The organism is Mesorhizobium sp. M0088, assembly GCF_040322895.1.
Taxonomy (GTDB): domain Bacteria; phylum Pseudomonadota; class Alphaproteobacteria; order Rhizobiales; family Rhizobiaceae; genus Mesorhizobium.
Map to the genome: position 1 here is coordinate 375,169 of NZ_JAMYUI010000001.1, position 25,860 is coordinate 401,028.

A 25,860-nucleotide genomic window follows, 5' to 3' on the forward strand; every position below is an offset into this window, starting at 1 on the left:
TTTCCTCCCAATCATGTGGTTCCTCCTTGAGTGATTGGATTGTCGCGAACGAGCGCCGGGCGCGTGCCCGGAGCCCTCCCCTTGGTGGTAACGGCCCGATCGAGCACGACGAGCAGGATCAGGATAAGCCCGGACACGACCTGCTGGACGTATGCGGGAACGGACTGGAACTCCATCGCGATGGTCAGCGAGCCGATTGTCAGCACGCCGCCGAGCGTGCCGAGCGCGGATCCCCTGCCGCCTTCGAGGCGAGTCCCGCCGACAACGACCGCGGCAATGACGGCGACCGTCAGTTCCGAGCCGAAGACAGGCGAGCCGGTGTTGGTGACGAGGCTCTGGAGAACCCCCGCCAGGCCGGCAAGCGTGCCGGCAAAGACAAAGCCGAGAAAGACGATACGGTCCGAGGCGATACCGCTTTCCTTGGCAGCCGCCGGGTTGGACCCCACCGCAAAGACGTTGCGCCCGGGTATGGTGCGCGTCAGCCAGAAATGCAGCAGCACGATCAGGGCGATGAACAGCGCGCTGCGGAGGGTGAAGACATCGAGATAGATCTTGGCCAGCGCCAGGGAGAGCATGATGTCGGTTCCGGTCACCGGCTGGCTGTTGGTGATCCAGTGCGCGAGCGAGCGGAAGATGAGCATCGTCGCGAGCGTCAGCACGAGCGAATTCACCTTCAGGCCGACGACCAGCATGCCGTTGATGGCGCCTGCCAAGGTACCGACCAGGATGCCGACGATCGCCGCAGGGAGAATGCCGATCTCTCGCTGCAGGATGACCGATACGATGCCGGCCAGAGCAAACACCGCGCCGCCGGAGAGGTCGATCTGGCCTGATATCAAAAGCACCGTCAGGCCGATGGCGATCAGGCCGATCGTCGCCGCCCGGTCGAGGCCGAGGCCGAGGGTCGATGCCGAGAGGTAGCCGGGGACCACCAGCGCGGAAACGATGAGCGTCAGGCCGAGAATGATGACGACGCGATGCTGCGAGACAAGCGAAAGAAAGCGCATCACGCCACGCCCCGTTTGCGTAGCGCCGCATCCATGCCGACGGCGCCGACGATCAGGATGCCGAGCACGAAACCCTGGATCGGCGTGCGCACACCGTCGAGCACCATGACGTTGGTCAGCAGTTGCACGAAGATGAGGCCGGCGATGGCCCGTGGCACCGATCCGAAGCCGCCGACGATCGACACGCCGCCGACCACCACCGCCGTGATGGCACTGAATTCGTAGCCGCCGCCGATGAGCGGCCGCGCGCTCTGCAGCGTCAGCCCGAGCAGGCCGCCGCTGATGCCGGAAGCGAGTGCTGTGATCACGAAGGCGCCAGCCTTCACGGCCTGCACCGGAACCGCACTTGCCTCGGCGGCGCTGTAATTGCCGCCGGTGGCAAGCGTCCATCTGCCCCAGAAGGAGCGGGACAGCACGAAATGGCCGACAAGAGCAATGACCAGGAAGATCAGCACCACGACCGGAATGCCGAACAGCCGGCCCTTGGCGAACTCGGCGGAGGCGGGATTGCTGCCATAGACGATGACCCCGCCGACAGCCGCCTGGACGATGCCCAGTCCGATCGTGCCGATGCCGAGCGTGGCGATGATGGGGTTGATGCCGACATAGCCGACCAAGACGCCGTTGAGCAGGCCTATGAGGCCGGCAAGGCCGACGGCCAGGACGAAGGCCGGCAGCGGCCCGATCATCGGCTGCAGCCCGAGCGACAGGATGGCGCCGCAGGCGATGGTGGCCGGCACCGAGAGGTCGGCCAGGCCGCCGACCACGAGCACGAAGGTCATGCCGACGACGACGATGCCGACGATGGACATCGAGGTCAGGACGTTGAGCAAATTGCCTGATGTGAAGAAGGCGGAGCTGACGAAGGAGCCGTAGAGCATCACGGCGAGGATGGCGAAGGCCAGCCCCGCCCTCGACAGGACACCGACAAGCCTGTTGCCACGCGTGAAGCGGTCGTTGCGGTTCACACCGCCGATCTCCATGGCCGCTTCGGTCACGCCATCTCCTCCCCCGTGGCCAGCGCCATGATGCGCTCCTCGCTCAATTCGCTGCGCAGGAGAGGCTCGGAGGCATAGCCATCGCGCATCACCACCACGCGGTCGCAGACACCGAGGATTTCGGGCAGCTCCGACGAGATCATCACGACCGCCATGCCGCCGGCGACGAGTTGGCCGATGATGTGGTGGATCTCGGCCTTGGCGCCGACGTCGACACCCCGCGTCGGCTCGTCGAGGATCAAGGCCGAAGGTTTGGCGGCAAGCCATTTGGCGATGACCACCTTCTGCTGGTTACCGCCCGACAGCAGGCTGATGCGCCGTTCGCCGTCGGGCGGTGAAATTGAAAACTGCTTGACCGAGTCCGCGGCAAGCGCGTGATCGGCGCTGCGGCTGATGCGTCCGAAACGGCTCAGGCGGCGCAATATGGGCAGGCTGATGTTTTCCCGGATCGACATTCCAGGCACGACGCCGTCGCCCTTGCGATCCTCGGGAACATAGGCAATGCCTGCCCTGACCGCCTGGGATGGCGAGTTGATCGAGACCTTGCGTCCGTTGACGCTGACCGAGCCCTCGACAAGCCGCGACAGGCCGAAGATTGCGCGGGCGACCTCGGTGCGGCCAGCACCCACCAGCCCGGTCAAGCCCAGTATCTCGCCGGCGCGTACATCGAAGCTGACATCGCGGAAGCGCGTGCCGTCGCTGATGCGTTCGACGCGCAGCACCGACTTGCCGATCTCGGCCGGGCTTTTCGGGAAGACATTGCTGACTTCGCGACCGACCATCAGCCTGATCATGTGAGCGGCATTTATGCCTTCGATCGGCCGCGTCTCGATCATTGAGCCGTCGCGCAGCACAGTCACCTCGTCGGCAATTTCGAGCACCTCCTTCAGTCGGTGGCTGATGTAGATGATGGCGATTCCGTCATCGCGCATCTTGCGCAAGATCCGGAACAACGCCGCCGTCTCATGCTCGCTGAGGCTGGATGTCGGTTCGTCCAGGACGATGATCCTGGGCTGCGCCGCGTAGGCCTTGGCGATCTCGACGAGCTGCTGCTGGCTGATCGACAGGTTGCCGAGCCGTTCACGCGGGTTGATGGCCGCTCCGAGCTCATCGAGGACGGCGGCTGCAGCCCGGATCATCTCGCCCTTGCGCAGAAAGGTCCACTTGCCCGGCATGCGGCCGAGATAGACGTTTTCGGCGACGCTCAGGTCGGGGACCAGATTGATTTCCTGATGCACCATGCGGATGCCCAGCGCCTGGGCATCGGCGGGCCGGCGCATGCGCACTTCGGCGCCGCCGACCCTGATTGTGCCGCTGGTGGGTGCGTAGGACCCGTTGAGTACTTTCATGAGCGTCGATTTGCCGGCGCCGTTCTCACCCACGACCGCATGAACGGTGCCGAATTTGACGGCGAAATTGACGTTGGACAGAGCCTTCACGCCCGGGAACGTCTTGCTGATGCCTCGCATGTCCAAGGCGCAATCGGCGGCGACAGTCATATCTGGCTAGGTTCCTCCTGGCGGCCGGCCGATCGTCCTCGGTATCGGCCATCGATATGTTAGTATAATAGCCGCTTCAACACAGCTCGACCCCTCTTCGAACTGGCTTGAACGTCCGGGCTTTTGAACACGCGACTCAGTCCAGGCTCTCGGTTGCGGTTGAATTTCTCACCGCGGATGGTGACTATTGCACTAATATAATAGTTCTGGCAAGGTGGATTTCCGGCGGTCGTTATGAACATCGTGTCCACCGACACCCCGACCGCTTCCATTGGATGCGTTCCGATTGACATTCTAGTATTATCTGGCCATTTCTGGTGAACGAAGACACGGATTTGCAATGGACCTGGATCCTTCGACGCTCAATCGGGCTCTTCCGCTCCGCGATCAGATCTACCACAAGATCCGCAACCTGATCGTCGTCGGGCAGCTGAAGCCGGGAGAGGTCATCAACGAAGTCGCCATCGCGGAGGCCCTGGGGGTGTCGCGCACCCCGGTGCGCGAAGCGGTCAAGCGCATCAGCGACGAGGGCCTGGTCAAGATCTTGGCACAGACCGGCACCTATGTCGCTCCGATCAGCCGGGCCGACCTGGAAGAAGCCTATGTCATTCGGCGGGCACTGGAGATGGAGAGCGCCCGACGCGCGGCCGCCAAGTTCACAGCGGCGGCCAGCGAATTGCTGGAAGACAACATGGCGGCGCACCGGCTTGCCATATCCCGCGGCAGATATGCCACCGCGATACAGCTCGACGATGTCTTCCACCGCACCATAGCCGAGATCTGCGGCCTGCCGATGATCTGGAGAGCCGTCGACATCTCGAAGGCACAGATGGATCGCGGACGCTATCTCGCCATCCCCAGACCGGGCTATGGAGAACAGACGATCGAGCAGCACGAGGCCATTTTCGACGCGCTCGAGCGCCACGACGCCGAGGGTGCGGCGCAAGCGATGGAACACCATCTCGAGACGTCGTTCCGCAACACGCTCGAAGTCGCCGCCGACCTTCTCGGCTGAAGCCTCGCGAGCCACCGGCATGCAAAGAATGGGACTTTGTATCGGCGTGAAAGCCGAGGCGATCGCGGACTACAAGCGCGTCCACGCCGCCGTCTGGCCCGAAGTGCTCGACGTCATCAGCCGCGCCAACATCCGCAACTATTCGATCTTCCTGCGCGAACCGGAGAACCTTCTGTTCGCCTGCTGGGAGTATCACGGCAGCGACTTCGCCAAGGATGCGGCGCGAATGGGCGAGTCGCCTGCGATGCGCAAATGGTGGGAGCTGTGCGACCCCATGCAGACGCCACTGCCGACGCGCGCCGACGGCGAATGGTGGGCGGCGATGGAAGAGGTCTTCCATCTCGACTGACCGTGTCCCGGCCGGGCGGCGATCGGTTGTTTCATCCAGCCGTTTGCCGCCCTCAAACGGCGCCGCAAGGCGCACTCATCGCACGCCACTCACCTGACCGATCCGCCGCAACGCCCTGCAGTCCAGGCCTTTCGCAACCGCACCTTGACCACTGACATTCTATTATATTAGTATTCCAAATCACTTTTGCCTCTCGACGCTTCTTGTCGGGGAGAGCTTTTTCAGAGTTTGGGTCATGGCACGGTTCATCAAGCTGTCGGATACCGACAACATTCTTCTGGCGGTCGATCCGTTGAAGATCGGCGACAAAGCCGGGGACGTGGCAGCGAAGGCGCGCATACCGCGCGGGCATAAGATGGCCCTGCGCGACATCAGCTCGGACGACCCGATCGTGAAATACGGCCAGACCATTGGCTTTGCGCGGGAACCCATCGTCGCCGGCGACTGGGTTCACGAGCACAATGTGTATCTGCGCAATTTCGAACGCGACTACGTCTTCGGCACCAATACCAGGCAAACCGAGATCGTTGCCGAGGCCGAGCGGGCCACCTTCATGGGTTACCGCCGGCCGAGCGGCAAGGTCGGCACGCGCAACTTCATCGCCGTCCTGACGTCAGTGAATTGCTCTGCCAGCGTCGCCCGGTTCATCACCGACGAGGTCAACCGGTCTGGCATCCTGCGCGACTATCCCAATATCGACGGCATCATCGCACTCGTCCACGGCACTGGCTGCGGCATCGACACCAAGGGTCCCGCTTACGACCTGCTGAAGCGCACGCAATGGGGCTTTGCCACGAACCCCAATGTCGGCGGCGTGCTGATGGTCGGGCTCGGCTGCGAAGCGTTCCAGATTCCGCGCTGGATGCAGTCGTACAACATCGAGGAGAGCACGATTTTCCGCACGATGACGATCCAGGAAACCGGCGGCACGCGAAAGACAGTCGAGGCCGGCGTTAAGGCGATCGTCGACATGCTGCCTACGGTGAACGCCGCCGAAAGGACGCCGCAACCAGCCTCCGAACTGGTGCTAGCACTGCAATGCGGCGGATCGGACGGCTACTCCGGCATCAGCGCCAATCCGGCACTGGGTGCTGCGGTGGACCTGCTTGTCGGGCAAGGCGGCACGGCCGTGCTCTCGGAGACGCCCGAAATCTATGGCGCCGAACATCTTCTCGCCTTGCGCGCCGAGAGCCGCGCGGTGGGTGAAAAGCTGATCGAGCGCATCCGCTGGTGGGAGGATTATACCGCCAGGCACGACATGGAGATGAACAACAACCCTTCGCCCGGCAACAAGCTGGGTGGGCTGACGACCATCCTGGAGAAATCGCTCGGCGCCTCCGCCAAGGGCGGCACCACCAATCTGCGCGCAGTGCTGGAATATGCCGAGCCGATCAACGAGCGCGGCCTCGTCTTTATGGATACGCCTGGCTACGATCCGGTCTCGGCCACCGGGCAGGTCGCCGGCGGCGCCAACATATTGTGCTTCACCACCGGCCGCGGTTCGGCCTTCGGCTGCAAGCCGGCGCCCTCGATCAAGCTTGCCTCCAACAGCTTCATCTTCGAGCAGATGCGCGAGGACATGGACATCAATTGCGGAGACATACTGGACGGCGTCTCGCTGGCCGAGAAGGGCAAGGAGATCTTCGCCGAGATCCTGCGCGTCGCTTCCGGCGGGCGCACCAGGTCGGAAGCGCTCGGCTATGGCGACAACGAGTTCGTGCCATGGAGCCTTGGCGCGACCATGTAGCGATACCGCCCGCCTGCAGGCCGGCCCTTATCCCGGAAGTAGCTCAAACGGAAAGAACCGCTCGACATGAACAGCATCGATCTTGACGGCCAGCACGCTGTCGTCACCGGCGGCGCCCAGGGCCTCGGCTTTGCGATGGCCAGACGTTTCGTCGCCTCCGGCGCGACGGTAACCTTGTGGGATCTCGATGAGGCCCGCCTCGAAACCGCCAAGAAGGAACTTGGCAACGCCGCCACGACGGAGATCGTGGACGTCGCCGATTGGGCGTCGGTGGACGCGGCGCGCGCCAGGACCGAAGAGTTGGCCGGCAAGATTTCCATTCTGGTCAATTCCGCCGGAATTGCCGGCCCGGCCGCCCCGCTCGACGTCTACGACATCGAGACGTGGAAGAAGGTCATCGATGTCAATGTGAACGGCACGTTCTACGTCAACCGCGCCGTGGTTCCGGGAATGAAGGAGCGCAATTACGGGCGCATCGTCAACATAGCCTCGGTGGCCGGAAAGGAGGGCAACCCGAACGCATCAGCCTATTCGGCCTCGAAGGCGGCGGTCATCGGCCTGACCAAGTCGCTCGGCAAGGAGCTGGCGCAGTACGACATCGCGGTGAACTGCATCTCGCCGGCCACGGCGCAGACGCGCATCCTCGAACAGCTGACGCCGGAGCACATCGAATATATGCGCTCGCGCATTCCGCGCGGCCGCCTGCTGGAGGTCGACGAAGCCGCGGCGATGGTCGCCTGGCTCGTCTCCAAGGAGAACAGCTTTACAACCGCCTCCACGTTCGACCTGTCGGGTGGACGGACGACCTACTGAAAGGCAGTTGCCGTTCAGCCAGGCAACCCACCCAGACCAATCGCAAAGCGCTCCACCATTGCGAGGCCAGGCTCGCCTGGCCGCATCGCCGGAGCCCGGTCATGTACCGGGATGCCGGCGCGGGCGCCGAACAGCCGCTTGCCGTAACAGACCAGGCTCTCGATGCCTTGCATGACGAAGACGGCAGCCGGCAATATTCTTGCATATTCAGCCTCGGCCGTGACTTCGTCTCCGGCGCGGAACGCATGATAGGCGCGCACGGCATAGTCGGCGCAATCCGGCGCCAGGATCATGCCGCGGCAACCGATGCGGAAATTGTCGACCAGTTCCAGGCCGCCGCGTCCGTTGAAAACCGGTATCCGGCCTTCGGTGCGCTCGATCAGCCCGGCGATGTCGGTGACCGGACCTTCGCCCTTGATCAGCCTTATGTTGGGATGCAGCGTGACGAGTTCGCGGATTTCGTCCGATGACAGGCCGCGCCCGAAAAAGGCCGGCGCGTTCTGGATCGCCACCGGCAGGTCGGTCGCCTCGGCGACGCGGCCGAAGAACTTGATGTATTCCGGCGCACCATAGGATCCGGCTGGCGGCGGCTGCAGGATCACCCAATCCGCTCCGACGCTTTCGGCATGGCGAACCTGCGCCACCTGCTCAGCCACAGAAGAACCGAAGATGGTGAAGGCGAGCGGCACTTTTCCGGCGGTGTCTTCCGCCGTCCAGTCCATGATCGTCCGACGCTCGGCCTCGGTCAGCTTGGCGACTTCCGTTGCCAGGCCGAGCGCCGCCATGCCGTGCACGCCGGTCGCCAGGCAGATCTCGACCTGCCGACGCATCGCCGCGCGGTCCAGCTGTTCATTCTCGTCGAACAGCGCGTAGAGGATGGCGTGAATACCGTGGAAATCATCTGGTTTGAATTTTGTCACGCGTACCTCAATGGCTTTCGCGTGGAATGGCATGGCCACGGCTTCCGACGAGAAAGTCGAGGTCGGCGCCACGATCCGCCTGCAGGACATGGTCGACGTAGAGGCCTTGATAGCCGCCGCGCATCGCCGGGACGGGCGGTAGCCAGGATTCACGACGCCGCGCCAACTCCTGTTCCGACACGTCGAGATGCAGCTTCCTCGCTTCGACATCGAGCTCGATGAAGTCGCCGCTCCTGACCAGCGCCAGCGGGCCGCCGATAGCGGCTTCGGGTGCGGCATGCAGAACGACAGTGCCGAAGGCAGTACCGGACATGCGGGCGTCGGAGATGCGGATCATGTCGCGCACGCCTTGTTTCAGCAGCTTCCGAGGCAGCGCCATGTTGCCGACTTCGGCCATGCCGGGATAGCCTTTCGGCCCGCAATTCTTCAGCACCATGATCGACGTTTCGTCGATATCCAGCAAGGGATCGTCGACGCGCGCCTTGTAATCGTCGATGTCCTTGAAGACGACGGCGCGGCCACGATGTTTCATCAGCGCTGGTGAGGCGGCGGACGGCTTGATGATCGCACCGTCGGGCGCCAGATTGCCGCGCAGCACCGCGATGCCGCCGTGCGATGTCAGCGCCTTGTCGCGCGGGCGGATCACCTCCGGATTGTAGTTTTGGGCGTCAGTGATGTTCTCGCGCACAGTCTTGCCGGTGACGGTCAGCGCGTCGAGATCGAGCAGACCGGCCATCTCCTTCATGACGGCCGGAATGCCACCGGCGTAACAGAAATCCTCCATCAGGAAACGGCCGGACGGCATCAGGTCGAGGATGGTCGGCACATCGCGGCCATATCGATCCCAATCGTCCAGCGTCAACTCGGTGCCAACACGGCCGGCGATCGCCAACAGATGCACGACCGCATTGGTCGAGCCGCCGATGGCACCATTGACACGGATGGCGTTGGCGAAGGCTTGTCTGGTGAGGATAGCCGACGGGCGCAGATCCTCATTGACCATCTCGACGATGCGCCGCCCCGTCATGCGGGCGATGCGGCTGCGGCGCGCATCGACCGCCGGATAGGCGGCGTTGCCCGGCAGCGCCAGGCCGAGCGCCTCGACCATCGAAGCCATGGTCGAGGCGGTGCCCATGGTCATGCAATGTCCGGGCGAGCGCGACATGGCGCTCTCGGCATCGGCGAAATCCTGCTCGCTCATCACGCCGGCGCGGACATCCTCGGAGAATTTCCACACATCGGTGCCGGAACCGATCTCCCGGCCCTGAAAGCGGCCATTGAGCATCGGCCCGCCGGAAATGACGATCGACGGCAGGTCGCAGGAGGCCGCGCCCATGACCAGCGACGGCGTGGTCTTGTCGCAGCCGGCCATCAGCACGACGCCATCCATCGGATTGCCGCGGATCGCCTCCTCGACATCCATCGAGGCGAGGTTGCGAAACAGCATCGCCGTCGGCCGCAGATTGGACTCGCCGCAAGAGAAGACCGGGAATTCGAGCGGCAGGCCGCCAGCTTCCAGCACGCCGGCCTTGATGTGCTCGATCAGAGCACGGAAATGCACGTGGCAAGGCGTGAATTCGGAGAATGTGTTGCAGATGCCGATCACCGGACGGCCGTCGAAGGCATCATCGGGCAGGCCGTTGTTCTTCATCCAGCTGCGGTGGATGAAGGCATCCTTGCCCAGCCCGCTGAACCAGTGCTGCGATCGTCTCTTGGTCATGGTCTTTCCGGCGTTCAGGCGGGATGCTGGAGCTGGCTCAGTCCACCGTCGACGACGAGCGTGGCCGCGTTCATGAACGGGCACTCGTCGGAAATCATGAACACCGCGGCAAGCGCGATCTCGTGCGCCGTGGCGATGCGGCCGCCGGGGTGCAGTGCCATGGTGTTGGCGCGTGCTGTGGCCGGGTCGGCAAAGCTGTTCCAGTAATCGATCGCCTTCTGCGTCTCGACATAGCCCGGCGCCAGCGCGTTCACGCGCACGCCTTGCGCCGCATATTCGAGTGCCAGCGATTTGGTCAGGCCGAGCAGCGCGTGCTTGGCGACCGGATAGGGGAAGGTATGCGGGATGATGGTGAAGCTGTGCGTCGAGGCGATGTTGAGGATGGCGCCGCCGCCGCTCGCGATCATGCCCGGCAGCACCGCCTTGCTGCAGTTCCAGGCTCCCTTGACGTTGACGTCGAAGTTGCGGTTCCACTCTTCCTCGGTCGCCTCGAGCGGCGTCGAGAACACATTGACCCCGGCATTGTTGATCAGCGCGTTGATCGGGCCGATCTCGGCAGCCGCTTGGCTGACGGCAGCCGCAATCCCGGCGCTGTCGCTTATGTCGACTGCCGCATGTCCGACATGGCCTTGCGGTGCGGCAAGGCCGGCGACTGCCTTGTCCAGCAGTGCGGCGTCGCGGTCGACCAGGAACAGTTTTGCGCCTTCGGCCAAACAGGCTTCGGCGATGGCAAGCCCGATGCCTTGCGCTGCACCCGTCAGGAAGATGCGTTTGCCGGAAAGGCGCTCAGCCATTTTTGTTCCTCCAGCCTATCGCCGACCCAAAGCCGACGAGCGCAGATTGTCGAGCAGCACGGCCAGGAGCAAAATAACGCCGCGCACGATGTACTGGTAGAAGGCCGGGATGTTGAGCAGGTTCATGGCGTTCTCGGCGATGCCCATGATCAGCACGCCGACGATGACGCCCGACATGGTGGCGCGGCCGCCGGCGAGCGAAACGCCGCCGAGCACGCAGGCCGAGATAACCGAAAGCTCGAGCCCGACCGCCGCGTTGGGCTGGCCCGAGGTGATGCGCGACGCCAGCAGGATGCCGGCGATACCGCAGACGACGCCTTGCAGCGCAAAAATCCAGATGCGCGTCCGGTCGACATTGACGCCGGCAAGCCGCGAGGCCTCCGGATTGCCGCCGATGGCCAGCGTGTTCTTGCCAAAAACGGTCCGGTTGAGGACGAAGCCGAAGATGCAAAACAGGATGGCAAGCACCCAGACCGGCGTCGGTATGCCGAGCAGTTTCGAGAGCGCCAGCTGATAGAAATCCGGGCTGTTGATGCCGACGGCGCGGCCGTCGGACGCGATCAGCGCAAAGCCGCGCACGATCTGCATGGTGGCCAGCGTCGTGATCAGCGCGTTGATGCGAAATTTGGCGATGACAACGCCGTTGATGAAGCCGACGAAAGCGCCGCAGGCGATTGCCGCCAGCAGGCCAAGCAGGATCGAGCCGGTGTAATTCGAGGCCATCACAGCGACCATGCCGGCAAAGGCGACGATCGAACCGACCGACAAGTCGAAGTCGCGCGCGGCGAGGCAGAACATCATGGTGCAGGCGACGATGCCGACGGTGACCACCGACTGCAGCAGGCCGAGCATGTTGCGGTCCGTAAGGAAGTTCGGCACCAGGGCCGACACCAGCGCGAAGGCGACGACAAAGATGACGACGAGGCCCTGTTCGCCGAGCAGGATTTTTTTCAACTGGTCGGTCATGCCAAAGTCCTCAGGATGCGATCGCGTCGGGGGTTTTCTGATCGGGGAGAGCGGCGGCCAGGATCGCCTTTTCGGCGAACTGGTCGCGGGTGAGCTCGGCGCTGACGCGGCCACCGCACATCACCAGAATACGGTCGCAGATGCCCATCACCTCCGGCAGTTCGGAAGAGACGACGACGATCGCCATGCCATCCTCGGCAAGCTGGTACAGTAGCTCATAGATCTCGGATTTGGCACCGACATCGATGCCGCGCGTCGGCTCGTCGACAATGAGCACCCGCACGCCCTGTTCGGACAGCCAGCGGCCGAGGATGACCTTCTGCTGGTTGCCGCCGGAGAGGTTGATGATGTCCTGCTTGCGCGACGGCGTGCGCACCTTCAGCTTCTTGACAAAGGTCTCGGCCGTGGCGATCTCGCTGGCGCGGTTGAGCACGCCGAAGCGTGTGTGATGGCGCCGCGACGAGATGTTGATGTTCTCCTCGACCGAGCGCCCCTGGATGATGCCGTCATGCTTTCGATCCTCCGAGCACAGCACGATGCCGGCCCGGATCGTGCCACGCGGATCGGTGGCGCGAACCAGCTTGCCGTCGACGGTGATGGTGCCGCCCGAGCGCGGATCGGCGCCATAGACCAACCGCATCAGCTCCGAGCGCCCGGCGCCGATCAGGCCGAAGAAGCCGACGATCTCGCCTGCCCTTGCCTCGAAACTGGCCGGTGTCTGCAGTTTGGGGCCGCTGAGAGCGTCGACCTTCAGGCGGACATCGCCTGTTTTTCGTGCGCGAAAACCCCAGATATCCGAAATCTCGCGGCCGACCATCTCGGCGACGACGTGATCGCGGGTGACGCCTTTCAGCGACGCGTGGTGCGCCGCGAGCTTGCCGTCGCGCAGCACGGTCAGGCTGTCGCAGAGCCGGAACACCTCGTCGAGCCTGTGCGAGACGTAGATGATGACCTTGCCCTCGCTGCGCAGGCGATTGATCAGGGCAAACAGGATTTCGCTTTCGCGCGAGGACAGCGACGAGGTCGGTTCGTCCAGCGCGATAACGCGTGCGTCGAGCATGACCGCCTTGGCGATCTCGACCATCTGGCGTTCGCCGATCGACAGCGTCTTGACCTTGCGGCGCATGTCGATGTCGATACCGGCCGATTTCAGCTTGGCGCCGACGTCGTCCAGCATCCTGCGACCGGCGATGATGCCGGCGTTGGCGGGGAAACGACCGAGGCTGAGGTTTTCGGCAACGGTGAGTTCAGGAACGAGTTGCAGTTCCTGATGAATGACAATGACGCCATTGTCGAAGGCATCCCGGGTCGAGGTATAGGCCTGAACCCTGCCGTCAATGCGGATCTCGCCCTGATCGGCATGCTGGTCGCCGGAGAGGATCTTGATCAGGGTGGATTTGCCGGCGCCGTTCTCGCCCATCAGGCCATGCACGGCGCCTTTGTCGACGCCGAACGAGACGTCCGACAGCGCCTTGACGCCCGGATAGGTCTTGGTGATGTGCGAGAAGTCGAGAAAGGACACGAGCCGATCCTTTTGAGCCATGACAAACAGGCGGCGGGATGAGCCGCCGCCTGTTTGTACAAAGAGGATTATTCGATGCCGAGGCCCTGGCGGACCTTCTGGTAGTCGTCACGCTTGGCGAGTGCACCGGAAGTCAGGATCAGCTTCTCCGGTTCCTTGTTGTTGGCAACCCAGTCATACATATTGAGCGCCGTCTCGTAGCCATGACGCTTCGGCGAGATGATCACGGTGCCGACGAAACCTGTGGCGGTCGGCTTCTTGAACTCGTTGATCGCGGAATCCGCGCCACCAATGCCAACGCCGATCACGCTGTCAGCGGGGATGCCGACGCTTTCGGAAGCACGCACTGCGCCGAGCACCGCCTCATCGTTGAGGCCGAAGGAGACCCACTTCTTGATGTCGGCATGGGCGTTGAGCACGACCGTTGCGGCGTTGAGGGCGGCTTCGGTGTCGGTCTTGGCCTGTGGCGCGTCGAAGATGTTCTCGGCCTTGAAGCCGTTTGCCTTCAGCACCGAGATGGCACCTTCGACGCGGTCGACCGCGGTCGGCAGTTGGTCGTAGGAGACGCGGATGGCGCCGACCTCGTCGGCCTTCCAGCCGCGTGCCTTCATTTCGTCGACGATCGCCTGGCCGACGGCTTCGCCGATCTTGGTGGCCGAAATGCCCATATGCGGCACGTCTTCCAGCGCCTTGCCGTCGGCGCCGACCAGACGGTCGTCGACAGTCATCAGCTTGAGATTGTTGGCGGCGGCCTTGGCGACGATGCCGGGGCCAAGCTTCACGTCCGGTGTGCAGACGATGAAGCCCTGGGCGCCCTGGGCGCCGAGATTGTCGATCGCCGACATCAGCTTCTCACCGTCCTCGGCGCCGATCTTGACCAGGGTAAAGCCCTTCTCCTTGGCGGCCTGGTCGGCGAACTTCCATTCGTCCTGGAACCACGGCTCCTCGGGCTGTTTGACGATGAAACCGATCTTGGTGTCCTGAGCATATGCAGCGATGGTCGTGACGGACAGCACAGCAAGCGCGCCCGCGACGAGCGCGGTCTTCAAAAGTCGCATGATTACCTCCCAGCGATAGACCGGGCGCTCAGCCCGGATGCCGGAGTCTCTAATCGCTTTTATCATACTCGTCAATTGATCTGGTATGATAATTAATGTACATGCTCTGACCAGCGATCGCTGGCGCAATCGATCCGCATCCGTTAAGGGCGGACCGGCTGTGCGAAACCAGCGGTTCGCCGCCTTGGAGGAGGGCTGAGGTGACCGAGATTCTGAAAAAAGCCCCGGGAGATACGACCACTCGCCGCCCGCGCGTGATGCCGGATGTGACCAAGGCGATAGCCTCGGACATCTTCTCCGGGCGCTACCCGGCTGGTTCCTCACTGCCGACCGAAAACGAGCTCGGCGTCGAGTATGGCGTCAGCCGCACCGTGATCCGCGAAGCCCTGAAGGTGCTGGCCGCCAAAGGGCTGGTGCTGTCGCGGCCACGCATCGGCACGATCGTCTGCAACGAGGACGACTGGAACATCATCGACCCGCAGGTGCTCGCCTGGCACGCGCCGCACGCGCTGGACGACAAGCTCTTCGACGCCATCCTCGAAACGCGCCGCGCCATCGAACCGCTGGTCGCAGAACTCGCCGCCACCCGCGCGACGCTGCAGGAAATCGCCGATCTCGAAGCGGCATGGCGAGGCATGGCCGGCGCTGGCGAGGACCTCGCCGCCTTCTCGCGCAGCGACATCGCTTTCCACCAGATCGTCTATGCCGCGAGCCACAACCCGATCTTTCGCCAGATCGGTAATCTCATCGACACCGGGCTGAAATTCTCGCTCGAGGCGACGGCGGTGATTTCGCTCGACCGGCGCATGGAGGCCGTGGCGGCGCACCGCGAGGTGGTCGAGGCGCTGCGCATGCGCGACGCCGAGGCGGCGCGTGGGGCCGCAAACAAGATCCTCGACCTCGCGGCGCGCGACCTCGTCAGCGCCAAGAAACTCAAGAGCAACTGAGACTGCGCATGAAAATCATCTCGCTCACCACCTACATCGTTCCGCCGCGCTGGCTGTTCCTGAAGATTGAGACCGATGCCGGCGTCACCGGCTGGGGCGAGCCGGTCGTCGAGGGCCGGGCACTGACCGTCGAGGCAGCGGTCAAGGAGCTTGGCGATTATCTGATCGGCAAGGATCCCCGCTTGATCGAGGACCATTGGACGGTGATGCATCGCGGCGGCTTCTACCGTGGCGGGCCGATCCTGATGAGTGCCATTGCGGGCATCGACCAGGCGCTGTGGGACATCAAGGGCAAGGCGCTCGGCGTGCCTGTGCATGAACTGCTCGGTGGCAAGCTGCGCGACACGATCAAGGTCTATTCCTGGATCGGCGGCGACCGGCCGGCCGAAGTGGCCGCTGGAGCCAAGGAAATGGTTGCACGCGGTTTCCTGGCGTTGAAGATGAACGGCACCGAAGAGCTGCAGATCGTCGACAGCCATGACAAGATCGACGCGGCTGTCGAACGCGTCGCCATGGTGCGCGAGGCGGTCGGACCCAACATCGGCATCGCCGTCGATTTTCATGGGCGCGTCCACCGGCCGATGGCGCGTGCCCTGGTCAAAGAACTGGAGCCTTACAGGCTGATGTTCATCGAGGAGCCGGTGCTCAGCGAAAACCGCGAGGCGCTGAAGGAGATCGCCGCGCTTGGCTCGACGCCGATTGCGCTCGGTGAGCGGCTCTACAGCCGCTGGGACTTCAAGTCGGTGTTCGAGGAAGGTGTCGTCGATATCATCCAGCCAGACCTGTCGCACGCCGGCGGCATCACCGAATGCCGCAAGATCGCGGCGATGGCGGAAGCCTATGACGTGGCGGTGGCGCCGCATTGCCCTCTCGGGCCGATCGCGCTTGCTGCGTGCCTGCAGCTCGACGCGGTCAGCTACAACTGCTTCATCCAGGAGCAGAGCCTCGGCATCCACTACAATGCCGCCAACGACCTGCTCGACTATGCCGCCAACAAGGATGTCTTCCGCTACGAGGATGGTTATGTCGCCATTCCCGACGGACCGGGACTGGGTGTCGAGATCGACGAGGACTATGTCAAGGAACGCGCCAAGGAAGGCCATCGCTGGCGCAATCCGGTCTGGCGCCACAAGGACGGCTCCTTCGCCGAGTGGTGATCGGGCTGCCTTTCAGTCTCTAGGCGCTCCATGAACAGTGAGGACTTTGTCCGGCGAGCCATCGCTCTCAAGAAATGGCTCGTTCGTTCCGTTGATGGAGGCGCTTTCAGCGGCGTTGCCTGAGCTGGCCATCAAGCGCAACGGCCGCAGTGCGGCACATTCATCGGCTGCGAATTGCAGAGGAACTGTTTGGTGGAGCCAATCGGGATCGAACCGACGACCTCTTGAATGCCATTCAAGCGCTCTCCCAACTGAGCTATGGCCCCACTTCCGGCAGTCAACCGGCGCCGTTTCCGGCGAAGAGATCCGGCGCGGGTTGGAGACCACGCCGTTAGTGCAGGCGGCTTCTAACCCCGCCCTTCTCAGATATCAAGCCTTCGAGAGCCGCTTTTTCTTCTCAGGCCTCGAAAGCCCGCAAACGCCCGCTTTCAAGGCCGATCAGACCTCGTCGTCGTCGTCGCCGACGCCGATCATGTCGGCGACATCGTCGTCTTCTTCCTCTTCGTCGGCAAGGAAGGTGTCGTCCTCGTCGTCGCCGAGATCGACGTCGTCCTCGTCGTCGCCAAGATCCGGCAGGTCGTCGCCCTTGACGTCCTCATCAGCCTCTTCGAGCGAGACGACCTCAACGCCTTCTTCTTCCTCGGCGTCCACTTCCTTCTCGGCCACTTCCTCTTCCTCCTCGAGAGCGGCAATCTTGCCTTCCTCGAAATAGGAACGCGGATAGGTCTTGCCGGTGTAGGGCGAGACGATCGGGTCCTTGTTCAGGTCGTAGAATTTTCGGCCCGTCTCCGGGTCGATACGTTTTGTGCCAAGTTCGGTTTTTGCCACGGCAAGCCTCGTCAATAAAAGAGTGGTCCCCTTAACCACAGTTTGCAGCGCTGTCAAAGCGAAAAGCCGGCGTCACAAAACCATGCATTGAAAGGCCTCGCGTCAGTGACGACCATGGGGGATGACCATTTCGCCCCACCGTGATACGAGACCGCCGCAACAAATGAAAAGCGCCGGCCTGCCGGCATTCCGTCCAGGGAAATTCCATGTCTCACGCCGCCGCCCCCAAGCCGGCCACCGCCCGCCAATCCCCAGCCCTTTCCGGCATCGCGCGCGTGCCGGGCGACAAGTCGATCTCGCACCGTTCCTTCATGTTTGGCGGCCTCGCCTCCGGGGAGACCCGCATCACCGGCCTGCTCGAAGGCGAGGACGTGATGCGCACGGGTGCGGCCATGAAGGCAATGGGCGCACATATCGAGAAGAACGGCGACGAGTGGGTGATCCGCGGCACCGGCAACGGCGCACTGTTGCAGCCGGAAGGCCCGCTCGATTTCGGCAATGCCGGCACCGGCTCGCGGCTCACCATGGGCCTTGTCGGCACCTATGACATGGAGACGACCTTCATCGGCGATGCCTCGCTGTCGGGCCGGCCGATGGGCCGCGTGCTCGAACCCTTGCGCCAGATGGGCGTGCAGGTGCTGAAGGCGACGCCGGGCGACCGCATGCCGATCACACTGCATGGACCGAAGCATGCCGCGCCGATCACCTACCGTGTGCCGATGGCTTCGGCGCAGGTGAAATCGGCGGTGCTGCTCGCCGGGCTGAACACGCCGGGCATCACCACGGTGATCGAGCCGGTGATGACACGCGACCACACCGAAAAGATGCTGAAGGGTTTTGGCGCCAACCTGTCGGTCGAGACCGACGAACGCGGCGTGCGCCACATCTTCATCGAAGGCCAGGGCAGGCTGACCGGCCAGACCATCGCCGTGCCGGGCGACCCGTCCTCGGCCGGCTTTCCGCTGGTGGCGGCACTGATTGTGCCGGGTTCGGACATCACAATAGAAAACGTGCTGATGAACCCGACCCGCACCGGCCTGCTTCTGACGCTGCAGGAGATGGGCGGCAACATCGACATCCTCAACCCGCGCAACGCCGGCGGCGAAGACGTCGCCGATCTGCGCGTGCGTTATTCCGAGCTCAAGAGCGTCACCGTGCCGCCCGAGCGGGCGCCGTCGATGATCGACGAATATCCGGTGCTCGCCGTCGCTGCCAGCTTCGCCGAGGGCGAGACGCTGATGCAGGGGCTGGAGGAGCTGCGGGTGAAAGAGTCCGACCGGCTGTCGGCCGTCGCCAACGGGCTGAAGCTCAACGGCGTCGACTGCACTGAGGGCGAGGCCTCGCTCGCCGTGCGCGGCAAACCGGGCGGCAAGGGCCTTGGCGGCCATCCCAACGGCCAGGACACCACCGTGCAGACTCACCTCGACCACCGCATCGCCATGAGCTTTCTGGTGATGGGGCTGGCGACGGAAAAGCCGGTGACCATCGACGATCAGGCGATGATCGCGACGAGTTTTCCGGAATTCATGGGGCTGATGAAGGCGCTGGGCGCGGAGATTGGGTGACGGTCGTGGCAACCAATAGCCTTGGTACGTCGGCGGGCCAGCGCCCCCCTCTGTCCTGCCGGACATCTCCCCCACAAGGGGGGAGATTGGCACGCTTTGCGCCTCGCCCAATTCTGCAACGTAGACAATTAGCGGAGGCCGCGATAACGGCCGATCTCCCCCCTTGTGGGGGAGATGTCCGGCAGGACAGAGGGGGGCGTGAAGGATCGCGGCGCCCAACCCTTTCGGCGGTCTGCAAATGACACATGTCTTCACCATCGCCATCGACGGCCCCGCCGGCGCCGGCAAGGGCACCCTCGCCCGGCGCTTGGCCGACCATTACCGGCTAAACCTGCTCGACACCGGTCTCACCTATCGCGCCGTCGCCTATGCGCTGATCCAGCACGCGCTGCCGCTCGACAATGTCTCAGCCGCCGAAACCGCGGCCCGCCAGGTCGACTTGGCAAAGCTCGACCGGGCGGTCTTGTCGGCGCATGCCGTCGGCGAGGCTGCCTCCAAGGTCGCGGTGTATCCGACGGTGCGGCGCATCCTCGTCGAAAAGCAGCGCGGCTTCGCCAAGACGCCGCCCGGGGCCGTGCTCGACGGCCGCGACATCGGCACCGTCGTCTGCCCCGACGCCGACATCAAACTCTATGTCACAGCCAGCGCCGAGGTGCGGGCACGGCGCCGGCTGGCAGAGATCGAGAGCATCGGCGGGACCGCTGATTTCATCGAGATTCTCGCCGATATCGTGCGTCGCGACGAGCGCGACATGGGTCGAGCGGACTCACCGTTGAAGCCGGCGGCCGACGCGCACTTGCTTGATACCAGCGAAATGGCTATAGAAGCCGCGTTTCTTGCAGCCATGGCGATCATAGACGACGTGCTGGCCAAGAGAGACAAGGCCTGATCCGGGTTTTCCCTCGTATTTCCGTTGTCGGAGGCGAAGAAAATACCCATATCGGGCACGAACCAGCCTGCCAGCATTCTTCATGCGCCGGAATTGCCGCTTAAAGAGCGGCCCAGGGTTTTTGTAGCCCGGAACGCCGGCAGGCCAACGCAACGCTAACCTACGGCGCCCGTCCCGCTTCTAGATGCGGGGCACTCCAGGAGAAACAATGTCAGCTGCAAATCCCACTCGCGATGATTTCGCGAGCCTGCTCGAAGAATCATTTACCACAGGCCATTCCGGCGAAGGTCAGGTCGTCAAGGGTACGATCACCGCGATCGAAAAGGACATGGCCATCATCGACGTCGGCCTCAAGGTCGAAGGCCGCGTGCCGCTGAAGGAATTCGGCGTCAAGGGCAAGGACACCACCCTCAAGGTCGGTGACACCGTCGAAGTCTATGTCGAGCGCATCGAAAACGCGCTTGGCGAAGCGATGCTTTCCCGCGAGAAGGCCCGCCGCGAAGAGAGCTGGGTCCGTCTCGAAGAGAAGTTCACCAAGGGTGAGCGCGTCGAAGGCGTCATCTTCAACCAGGTCAAGGGCGGCTTCACTGTCGACCTCGACGGCGCCGTGGCCTTCCTGCCGCGCAGCCAGGTCGATATCCGCCCGATCCGCGACGTCTCCCCGCTGATGCACAACCCGCAGCCCTTCGAGATCCTCAAGATGGATCGCCGCCGCGGCAACATCGTGGTGTCGCGCCGTACCGTGCTCGAAGAGAGCCGCGCCGAACAGCGTTCGGAAATCGTGCAGAACCTCGAAGAAGGCCAGGTTGTCGAAGGCGTCGTCAAGAACATCACCGACTATGGTGCGTTCGTCGACCTCGGCGGCATCGACGGCCTGCTGCATGTCACCGACATGGCATGGCGCCGCGTCAACCATCCGACCGAAATCCTCAACATCGGTCAGACGGTCAAGGTGCAGATCATCCGCATCAACCAGGAAACCCACCGCATCTCGCTCGGCATGAAGCAGCTCGAGAGCGATCCGTGGTCCGAGATCGGCACCAAGTTCCCGATCGGCAAGAAGATCAAGGGCACTGTCACCAACATCACCGACTACGGCGCGTTCGTCGAGCTGGAGCCGGGCATCGAGGGTCTCATTCACGTTTCGGAAATGTCGTGGACGAAGAAGAACGTGCATCCCGGCAAGATCCTGTCGACGACCCAGGAAGTCGACGTGGTGGTGCTCGAGGTCGATCCGGCCAAGCGCCGCATCTCGCTCGGCCTCAAGCAGACGCTCGAGAATCCGTGGCAGGCTTTCGCCTCGAGCCATCCGGTCGGCAGCCAGGTCGAGGGCGAGGTCAAGAACAAGACCGAGTTCGGCCTGTTCATCGGCCTCGAAGGCGACGTGGACGGCATGGTGCACCTTTCCGACCTCGACTGGACCCGTCCGGGCGAGCAGGTCATCGAAGAGTACAATCGCGGCGACATGGTCAAGGCGCAGGTGCTCGATGTCGACATCGACAAGGAGCGTATCTCGCTCGGCATCAAGCAGCTGGCCAAGGATACGGTCGGCGAAGCGGCGACTTCAGGCGAACTGCGCAAGAACGCGGTCGTCACCTGCGAAGTCATCGGCGTCAAGGATGGCGGTCTGGAAGTGCGGCTGGTCGACAGCGGCATCGAGACCTTCATCAAGCGCTCCGATCTGAGCCGTGACCGCGACGAGCAGCGCCCCGAGCGCTTCACCGTCGGCCAGAAGGTCGATGCCCGCGTCATCGCCTTCGACAAGAAGACCCGCAAGCTGCAGGTCTCGATCAAGGCGCTGGAAATCGCCGAAGAGAAGGAAGCGGTCGCTCAGTACGGCTCGACCGACTCCGGCGCTTCGCTGGGCGACATCCTGGGTGCCGCGCTGAAGAAGCAGGGCAGCTAAGCATTAGCTGTTGCCGCGCCTTGCGCGCGGCCTCAACAAAAACCCCGCCGGAGCGATCCGGCGGGGTTTTTCTTTGACCGAGATAAAGGTTGGAAGGTTACGCCCTGCCGTAAAGCGGCACCAGCGTACCGCTCATCGCCAGATTGGCCGGCGATGCCAGGTAGGCGATAGCTTCGGCGGCGGCTTCGAGGCTGACCCATCTGGTGACATCGGCATCCGGCATGTCGGCGCGGTTTGCCGGCGTATCGAGCGTCGACGGCGCCACCGCATTGACCAGGATGCCCCTGTGCTTCAGCTCCTCCGCCATCGCCACCGTCATCGCGGCAACCGCCGCCTTGCTGGCGGCGTAAGCGACCATGCCAGCGCCGCGCCGCGGATCGAGCCCGGCGCGCGCCGTGACGTTGACGATGCGGCCCGCCGTGTCCGACGACAGCATTGAGCGGATCGCGGCGCGGCAGCACAGGAAGGCGGTGCGTGCATTGGTGTCCATCATCTCGGCAAAGGACGCCGACTCGATCTTTTCCACCGGTGCGGCGGTGAAGCCGCCGGCCAGGTGGATTGAGCCCCACAGGCCTGGAACCTGACTGTAGAACGCCTCGACCTTGGCGGGGTCCGAGAGATCGACATTGTGCACCAACTGGACACGGTCATGCGCGGCGAAGGGAAAATGCGCTGGTGCGGCGGCATGGGCATTGGGCACATGGCAGATCGCGCCGTCACTCAGCAGTTTGCCGACAACCGCACCGCCGAGCGCACCGGTCCCACCGGTCACGACGATATGCTTGCCTTCAAGTGTTTCCGTCATCTTGGACGCTCCTGTCATTTTTTTATCGTTAGGTCGTTTCTGTGCCGCCGACGCGAAGCGTCGCGCCTTTTGCCCCGTCACTCAATTGACATCTCGACATGGCAGTTGTCGCGTCTTTGCATGCGTCCGCCCACCGGCCGGCCGTGGTTCAGGGCCGGCGAGACGGGAAATACGTAGCACCGTCCTTCAGTCAACCGTGATTTCGATGACGCGCGGCAGTCCGGTGGCCCGGGCGCGCTTCAACGCGTCCGCGAGAGCGTCGATGTCGGCAAGCCGTTCGGCGCCGATGCCATAGGCCTCGGCCAGCTTGCAGAAATCCGGCGGCGCCGGCGATACACCGACCGGCTCGACACCGACATCGAGCATCGAGGTTTCGATCTCGCGGTAGCCTCTGTTATTCCAGACGATGAAGATGACCGGCGCCCGCGCATCGAGCGCGGCGCCCAACTCCGGCAACGTGAACTGGAAGCCGCCGTCGCCGGTCAGGCAGACAACCGGCGCATCGGGTATCGCAAAGGCCGCGCCAATCGCCGCCGGGGGGCCATAGCCGAGCGCGCCGAAGCCGGTGGCGGCATTGAACCAGCCGCCTGGGCGGTCGTGGTCGTAATAGAGGTTGGCCGCATAGATCGGCTGCGTCGAATCGCCGACGATGAGCGCGCCCGGCAAGGCGTCGCGGATCATCTCGACGGCGCGCACCTGTGCCTGCAGTGTTGGATTGAGTTCGGCAAAGGCTGCTTCCCGGGCGGCGGCGGCGCGTGTCGGCCCACCTTCGCTTGCCGGGATATGGCCCGTCTGCAGAAGCAGCGCTTCGAGCGCCTCGGCGCAATCGGCCTGGATCGAAACGGTTGCCGGGCGGCGGGCAAGCTGGTCGGCGCCGATATCGATGCGGATCAGATTGGCGGGCAGGACAAAGCCGCCATCGCTATAGCCGTCATAGTCAGTCGGGCCGAATTCGGTGCCGGCGGCAATGACCAGGTCGGCATCGGCCATCAGCGCCCGCACTGTCTTCAGGCTGGGACTGGCCGGCACGCAAAGCGGATGACCATGCAGCAGGCCGCGCGCATTGGTGGTCTGGACGACCGGCGCTCCCAGCCGCTCGGCCAGACGCCGCAGTGGCGCTTCGGCGCGTTTGGCGCCGCCGCCGACCAGGATCAGCGGGCGGTGCGCGGCACCGATGAGTTTGGCCGCGCTGGCAATTGCGGCACCTTCCGGCGCGGGTGGGGTCACATTGCTCAGCATGGCAGCGATGCCATCCGCCGACGTGACCATGACGTCGGTCGGGATCTCGATATGCACCGGGCCGGGCCGCGCCGATGAAAACAGGGCAAAGGCCTGCGCCAGGGCACCGGGCAATTCGCCGGCCTCGGTAACGCGCTGCGAAAACAGCGCCACCTTCTCCATCATGCCGCGCTGGTCCGGCAATTCATGCAGATGGCCCAGCCCCTTGCCCAGCGTCGGCGTGGCGTTGACGCCTGATATGACCAGCATCGGTACCGAATCGGCGCGTGCCTGCCCCATGGCGGTGATGGTGTTGGTGAGCCCCGGTCCGGTGATGACAAAGGCGACGCCCGGCTTGCCGCTGGCGCGCGCATAGCCATCGGCCATGAAGCCGGCGCCCTGTTCGTGACGCGGCGTGACGTGGCGGATATTCGAGCGCGCCAGCCCGCGGTAGAGCTCGACCGTGTGGACGCCCGGAATCCCGAACACCGTGTCGACGCCATGCGCTTCAAGCAGCGAGATGAGGGCTTCGCCGAGTGTCGTCATTGGTTTTCCTCCCCGTCCGGCGCGAGGCCTAGTTCGGCCTCGACAGTCTTGATGCCGATCGCCGCCAATTCGCCGGCCGAGAACATCTCGCCGGCCAGGCAGCCTTCGATCCAGAGTCCGTCGATGATCGCATTAATCGCGATGGCATGGTGGCGCAATTGGCTTGCGTCCGGATTGCGCCGTTCGGCGGCGAGCACCTCAGCCACAACCGCCTCCACCTCATTGCGAAAACCAAGGTAGCCTTCGCGGTGGGCGTGGGCCAAGGTCGGATCCGCTCTGGCGCGGCCGATGAAGGTTGCCCAGAGCGAAAACACCCGCGCATCGATGATCGGCGCATTGAGGTTGGCGGTGACGAAAGCCGCAAGGCGCTGGCGAGGCGAGGCATTCTCCATGACCAAAGCCGCTTTCGCCTGCTCGGTCATGCGGCCCATCAGCGCTGCATAGGCTTCCTGCAGCAATTCTTCCTTGCCGGGAAAATAGTGCCGGATCAGCCCAGCGGTGACGCCGGCACGCAATGCGATGGTGCGCAAGGTGGCGCCCTGCAGGCCATGTTCCGCCACACTGTCCAGAGTGGCCTCGATCAGATCCTGCCGCCGCCGCTCCTCGCCCTCGCGACGGAACCTGCGGCGGGATGGCATATTCATTGGCGCAGGATCGGTCGCGTCAGGCATGTCGGCCCGCCCTCGCAGGCGATGCAGAGCGCATCCGCCTCGAAGATTTCGACCGTGCAGCCGGCGGCTTCCATCGCGGCTTTGGTCTTTGGAAAGCCTGCGACGGCAATGACCTTGTGTGGGCTGGTCGGCAGCACGTTCAGGCTAAGGCCGTTGGAAGCCGCGAACTCTTCGGCGTCGCCTTCGACCAGCCGGACGTTGCGCGCCTTCAGCATCTGATAGAACGGGGCCGGCAAAAGCGGTGAATAGACCAGTGCGAGGTCGTCGGCCAGCGGGCTGATCACCGACATCAGATGCAGGCACGCCTCTTCGCCTTGCCACAGCGGCAGATCAAAGCCGTAGACGGAAACGCCCAGCGGCGTCAGCAGGTTGGAAACCTGCTGGATGCCTTCCTGGTTGGAGCGGACACCGCGCCCGATCACCAGCGTGCGGGCATCGAGCCATACACAATCACCGCCTTCGACCTGGCCAGGAACCTCGACGCGGCCCAGGATTGGAATACCCAGCCTTCGGTAGGTTTCCTCATGCAGCGAGGGCTCCCTGGCGCGCAACGGCTTGCCCATGGACAGGATCAGCGCGCCGCGATCGGTCATCAGCGACGGGTCGTGCGTGAACACCGAATCCGAAAGTCCATCCGCCGTGTCCTCGATCCATTCGATTTCGGCACCGGAAGCCGCCACCAGTTCAGCAAGGAGCGCGTGCTGCGATGCCGCTTTCGCCGGATTGAAACCCGGGCCATAGTGCCAAGCAGCCCTGTCGGCATTGCGCATGGCGTTGGCCGCCGACCGCATCAGCACGCGGCGCAGCGGCGCCGCCATGGACTGTGATCCGAAAGCGCTCATCGAAGTCCTTTTTCGCTGAAAAAAATCGAGAAAATTTCATGGAAGGCTATTTATACACTTGCACAACAAGCTCGCAAG

At 63.7% G+C, this 25,860-nt stretch carries 23 protein-coding genes and 1 tRNA gene; 9 read left to right on the forward strand and 15 right to left on the reverse strand.

Going from position 1 to position 25,860, the window contains the following annotated elements; genetic code table 11:
• Positions 1 to 11: 11 nt before the first annotated feature.
• From NKJ67_RS01700 to NKJ67_RS01710, 3 genes are read right to left on the reverse strand one after another with little or no spacing between them, the layout of a single operon-like run.
• Positions 12 to 1,007, reverse strand: a complete 996-nt coding sequence (locus NKJ67_RS01700) for an ABC transporter permease (protein ID WP_352580220.1) — start codon at positions 1,005 to 1,007, stop codon at positions 12 to 14.
• The gene (locus NKJ67_RS01705; RefSeq protein ID WP_352580221.1) at positions 1,007 to 2,005 is read right to left on the reverse strand and encodes an ABC transporter permease; all 999 of its coding nucleotides are present in this window, start codon (positions 2,003 to 2,005) and stop codon (positions 1,007 to 1,009) included. The genes NKJ67_RS01700 and NKJ67_RS01705 overlap by 1 nt, the downstream gene beginning before the upstream one ends.
• On the reverse strand, positions 2,002 to 3,504 hold the full coding sequence (locus tag NKJ67_RS01710) for a sugar ABC transporter ATP-binding protein (protein ID WP_352580222.1): 1,503 nt from the start codon (positions 3,502 to 3,504) through the stop codon (positions 2,002 to 2,004). The genes NKJ67_RS01705 and NKJ67_RS01710 overlap by 4 nt, the downstream gene beginning before the upstream one ends.
• A 340-nt stretch (positions 3,505 to 3,844) precedes the next feature.
• On the opposite strand from NKJ67_RS01710, the gene NKJ67_RS01715 reads away from it, so the two are divergent.
• The 4 genes from NKJ67_RS01715 to NKJ67_RS01730 all read left to right on the forward strand — a co-directional run bounded on the left by NKJ67_RS01715 (position 3,845) and on the right by NKJ67_RS01730 (position 7,428).
• On the forward strand, positions 3,845 to 4,519 hold the full coding sequence (locus NKJ67_RS01715) for a GntR family transcriptional regulator (protein WP_352580223.1): 675 nt from the start codon (positions 3,845 to 3,847) through the stop codon (positions 4,517 to 4,519).
• Positions 4,520 to 4,538: 19 nt separating this feature from the next.
• On the forward strand, positions 4,539 to 4,868 hold the full coding sequence (locus NKJ67_RS01720; RefSeq protein ID WP_127322223.1) for an L-rhamnose mutarotase: 330 nt from the start codon (positions 4,539 to 4,541) through the stop codon (positions 4,866 to 4,868).
• 235 nt (positions 4,869 to 5,103) lie between these two features.
• Entirely contained in the window at positions 5,104 to 6,615 is a 1,512-nt protein-coding gene (locus tag NKJ67_RS01725) for a UxaA family hydrolase (protein ID WP_352580224.1), read from the forward strand.
• Between the two features lie 66 nt (positions 6,616 to 6,681).
• Positions 6,682 to 7,428 (forward strand): SDR family NAD(P)-dependent oxidoreductase, encoded by a 747-nt coding sequence (locus NKJ67_RS01730; RefSeq protein ID WP_127397822.1) that lies wholly within the window; start codon positions 6,682 to 6,684, stop codon positions 7,426 to 7,428.
• 14 nt (positions 7,429 to 7,442) lie between these two features.
• Here the strand turns inward: NKJ67_RS01730 and NKJ67_RS01735 are convergent, their stop codons facing one another.
• From NKJ67_RS01735 to NKJ67_RS01760, 6 genes are all read right to left on the reverse strand, one after another.
• Positions 7,443 to 8,348 (reverse strand): dihydrodipicolinate synthase family protein, encoded by a 906-nt coding sequence (locus NKJ67_RS01735; RefSeq protein ID WP_352580225.1) that lies wholly within the window; start codon positions 8,346 to 8,348, stop codon positions 7,443 to 7,445.
• A gap of 7 nt (positions 8,349 to 8,355) precedes the next feature.
• The gene (araD, locus tag NKJ67_RS01740) at positions 8,356 to 10,068 is read right to left on the reverse strand and encodes an L-arabinonate dehydratase (RefSeq protein ID WP_352580226.1); all 1,713 of its coding nucleotides are present in this window, start codon (positions 10,066 to 10,068) and stop codon (positions 8,356 to 8,358) included.
• Between the two features lie 14 nt (positions 10,069 to 10,082).
• Positions 10,083 to 10,862: an SDR family oxidoreductase gene (locus NKJ67_RS01745; RefSeq protein WP_292680744.1), complete on the reverse strand. Its 780-nt coding sequence runs from the start codon at positions 10,860 to 10,862 to the stop codon at positions 10,083 to 10,085.
• A 15-nt stretch (positions 10,863 to 10,877) separates the two neighbouring features.
• Complete coding sequence (araH, locus tag NKJ67_RS01750; RefSeq protein ID WP_027039818.1) at positions 10,878 to 11,828, reverse strand: L-arabinose ABC transporter permease AraH; 951 nt, start codon at positions 11,826 to 11,828, stop codon at positions 10,878 to 10,880.
• A 10-nt stretch (positions 11,829 to 11,838) separates the two neighbouring features.
• Positions 11,839 to 13,350 (reverse strand): L-arabinose ABC transporter ATP-binding protein AraG, encoded by a 1,512-nt coding sequence (gene araG / locus NKJ67_RS01755; protein ID WP_352580227.1) that lies wholly within the window; start codon positions 13,348 to 13,350, stop codon positions 11,839 to 11,841.
• 68 nt (positions 13,351 to 13,418) lie between these two features.
• A complete protein-coding gene (locus NKJ67_RS01760; RefSeq protein ID WP_027039820.1) occupies positions 13,419 to 14,408 on the reverse strand; it encodes an arabinose ABC transporter substrate-binding protein in 990 nt (329 codons plus the stop codon).
• Between the two features lie 200 nt (positions 14,409 to 14,608).
• Between NKJ67_RS01760 and NKJ67_RS01765 the strand changes: the two genes are divergently transcribed.
• Both NKJ67_RS01765 and dgoD read left to right on the forward strand, forming a co-directional pair.
• Entirely contained in the window at positions 14,609 to 15,355 is a 747-nt protein-coding gene (locus tag NKJ67_RS01765) for a FadR/GntR family transcriptional regulator (RefSeq protein WP_109665815.1), read from the forward strand.
• A gap of 8 nt (positions 15,356 to 15,363) precedes the next feature.
• Positions 15,364 to 16,512: a galactonate dehydratase gene (gene dgoD, locus NKJ67_RS01770; protein WP_352580228.1), complete on the forward strand. Its 1,149-nt coding sequence runs from the start codon at positions 15,364 to 15,366 to the stop codon at positions 16,510 to 16,512.
• A 190-nt stretch (positions 16,513 to 16,702) separates the two neighbouring features.
• Here the strand turns inward: dgoD and NKJ67_RS01775 are convergent.
• Together NKJ67_RS01775 and NKJ67_RS01780 are read right to left on the reverse strand one after the other, a co-directional pair.
• Positions 16,703 to 16,778, reverse strand: a tRNA-Ala gene (locus NKJ67_RS01775).
• Between the two features lie 172 nt (positions 16,779 to 16,950).
• A complete protein-coding gene (locus tag NKJ67_RS01780; RefSeq protein ID WP_013528180.1) occupies positions 16,951 to 17,340 on the reverse strand; it encodes a TIGR02300 family protein in 390 nt (129 codons plus the stop codon).
• A 206-nt stretch (positions 17,341 to 17,546) separates the two neighbouring features.
• Here NKJ67_RS01780 and aroA point away from each other — a divergent pair, with 206 nt between their 5' ends.
• From aroA to rpsA, 3 genes are all read left to right on the forward strand, one after another.
• Positions 17,547 to 18,905, forward strand: coding sequence for a 3-phosphoshikimate 1-carboxyvinyltransferase (gene aroA / locus NKJ67_RS01785; protein WP_352580229.1), 1,359 nt, complete (start codon positions 17,547 to 17,549; stop codon positions 18,903 to 18,905).
• 238 nt (positions 18,906 to 19,143) lie between these two features.
• A complete protein-coding gene (gene cmk / locus NKJ67_RS01790) occupies positions 19,144 to 19,794 on the forward strand; it encodes a (d)CMP kinase (protein WP_352580230.1) in 651 nt (216 codons plus the stop codon).
• Positions 19,795 to 20,002: 208 nt separating this feature from the next.
• Positions 20,003 to 21,700, forward strand: coding sequence for a 30S ribosomal protein S1 (gene rpsA / locus NKJ67_RS01795; protein WP_013528183.1), 1,698 nt, complete (start codon positions 20,003 to 20,005; stop codon positions 21,698 to 21,700).
• A gap of 97 nt (positions 21,701 to 21,797) precedes the next feature.
• Here rpsA and NKJ67_RS01800 read toward each other — a convergent pair whose 3' ends face one another.
• From NKJ67_RS01800 to NKJ67_RS01815, 4 genes are all read right to left on the reverse strand, one after another.
• On the reverse strand, positions 21,798 to 22,505 hold the full coding sequence (locus tag NKJ67_RS01800; RefSeq protein WP_128287606.1) for an SDR family NAD(P)-dependent oxidoreductase: 708 nt from the start codon (positions 22,503 to 22,505) through the stop codon (positions 21,798 to 21,800).
• Between the two features lie 186 nt (positions 22,506 to 22,691).
• Positions 22,692 to 24,269 (reverse strand): 5-guanidino-2-oxopentanoate decarboxylase, encoded by a 1,578-nt coding sequence (locus NKJ67_RS01805; protein WP_352580231.1) that lies wholly within the window; start codon positions 24,267 to 24,269, stop codon positions 22,692 to 22,694.
• Complete coding sequence (locus NKJ67_RS01810; RefSeq protein WP_236383290.1) at positions 24,266 to 24,913, reverse strand: TetR family transcriptional regulator C-terminal domain-containing protein; 648 nt, start codon at positions 24,911 to 24,913, stop codon at positions 24,266 to 24,268. Before NKJ67_RS01810 ends, NKJ67_RS01805 begins: the two co-directional genes overlap by 4 nt.
• Positions 24,910 to 25,782, reverse strand: coding sequence for a dimethylarginine dimethylaminohydrolase family protein (locus tag NKJ67_RS01815; protein ID WP_127268707.1), 873 nt, complete (start codon positions 25,780 to 25,782; stop codon positions 24,910 to 24,912). The genes NKJ67_RS01810 and NKJ67_RS01815 overlap by 4 nt, the downstream gene beginning before the upstream one ends.
• Positions 25,783 to 25,860 lie beyond the last annotated feature (78 nt).

Excerpts from the sequence above, each read along its gene's own strand:
- NKJ67_RS01700 (WP_352580220.1), bottom strand. The coding sequence starts at position 1,007 with ATGCGCTTTCTTTCGCTTGTCTCGCAGCATCGCGTCGTCATCATTCTC.
- NKJ67_RS01710 (WP_352580222.1), bottom strand. The coding sequence starts at position 3,504 with ATGACTGTCGCCGCCGATTGCGCCTTGGACATGCGAGGCATCAGCAAG.
- NKJ67_RS01715 (WP_352580223.1), top strand. The coding sequence starts at position 3,845 with ATGGACCTGGATCCTTCGACGCTCAATCGGGCTCTTCCGCTCCGCGAT.
- NKJ67_RS01720 (WP_127322223.1), top strand. The coding sequence starts at position 4,539 with ATGCAAAGAATGGGACTTTGTATCGGCGTGAAAGCCGAGGCGATCGCG.
- NKJ67_RS01725 (WP_352580224.1), top strand. The coding sequence starts at position 5,104 with ATGGCACGGTTCATCAAGCTGTCGGATACCGACAACATTCTTCTGGCG.
- NKJ67_RS01730 (WP_127397822.1), top strand. The coding sequence starts at position 6,682 with ATGAACAGCATCGATCTTGACGGCCAGCACGCTGTCGTCACCGGCGGC.
- araD (WP_352580226.1), bottom strand. The coding sequence starts at position 10,068 with ATGACCAAGAGACGATCGCAGCACTGGTTCAGCGGGCTGGGCAAGGAT.
- NKJ67_RS01745 (WP_292680744.1), bottom strand. The coding sequence starts at position 10,862 with ATGGCTGAGCGCCTTTCCGGCAAACGCATCTTCCTGACGGGTGCAGCG.
- araH (WP_027039818.1), bottom strand. The coding sequence starts at position 11,828 with ATGACCGACCAGTTGAAAAAAATCCTGCTCGGCGAACAGGGCCTCGTC.
- NKJ67_RS01760 (WP_027039820.1), bottom strand. The coding sequence starts at position 14,408 with ATGCGACTTTTGAAGACCGCGCTCGTCGCGGGCGCGCTTGCTGTGCTG.
- dgoD (WP_352580228.1), top strand. The coding sequence starts at position 15,364 with ATGAAAATCATCTCGCTCACCACCTACATCGTTCCGCCGCGCTGGCTG.
- aroA (WP_352580229.1), top strand. The coding sequence starts at position 17,547 with ATGTCTCACGCCGCCGCCCCCAAGCCGGCCACCGCCCGCCAATCCCCA.
- cmk (WP_352580230.1), top strand. The coding sequence starts at position 19,144 with ATGACACATGTCTTCACCATCGCCATCGACGGCCCCGCCGGCGCCGGC.
- rpsA (WP_013528183.1), top strand. The coding sequence starts at position 20,003 with ATGTCAGCTGCAAATCCCACTCGCGATGATTTCGCGAGCCTGCTCGAA.
- NKJ67_RS01800 (WP_128287606.1), bottom strand. The coding sequence starts at position 22,505 with ATGACGGAAACACTTGAAGGCAAGCATATCGTCGTGACCGGTGGGACC.
- NKJ67_RS01805 (WP_352580231.1), bottom strand. The coding sequence starts at position 24,269 with ATGACGACACTCGGCGAAGCCCTCATCTCGCTGCTTGAAGCGCATGGC.
- NKJ67_RS01810 (WP_236383290.1), bottom strand. The coding sequence starts at position 24,913 with ATGAATATGCCATCCCGCCGCAGGTTCCGTCGCGAGGGCGAGGAGCGG.
- NKJ67_RS01815 (WP_127268707.1), bottom strand. The coding sequence starts at position 25,782 with ATGAGCGCTTTCGGATCACAGTCCATGGCGGCGCCGCTGCGCCGCGTG.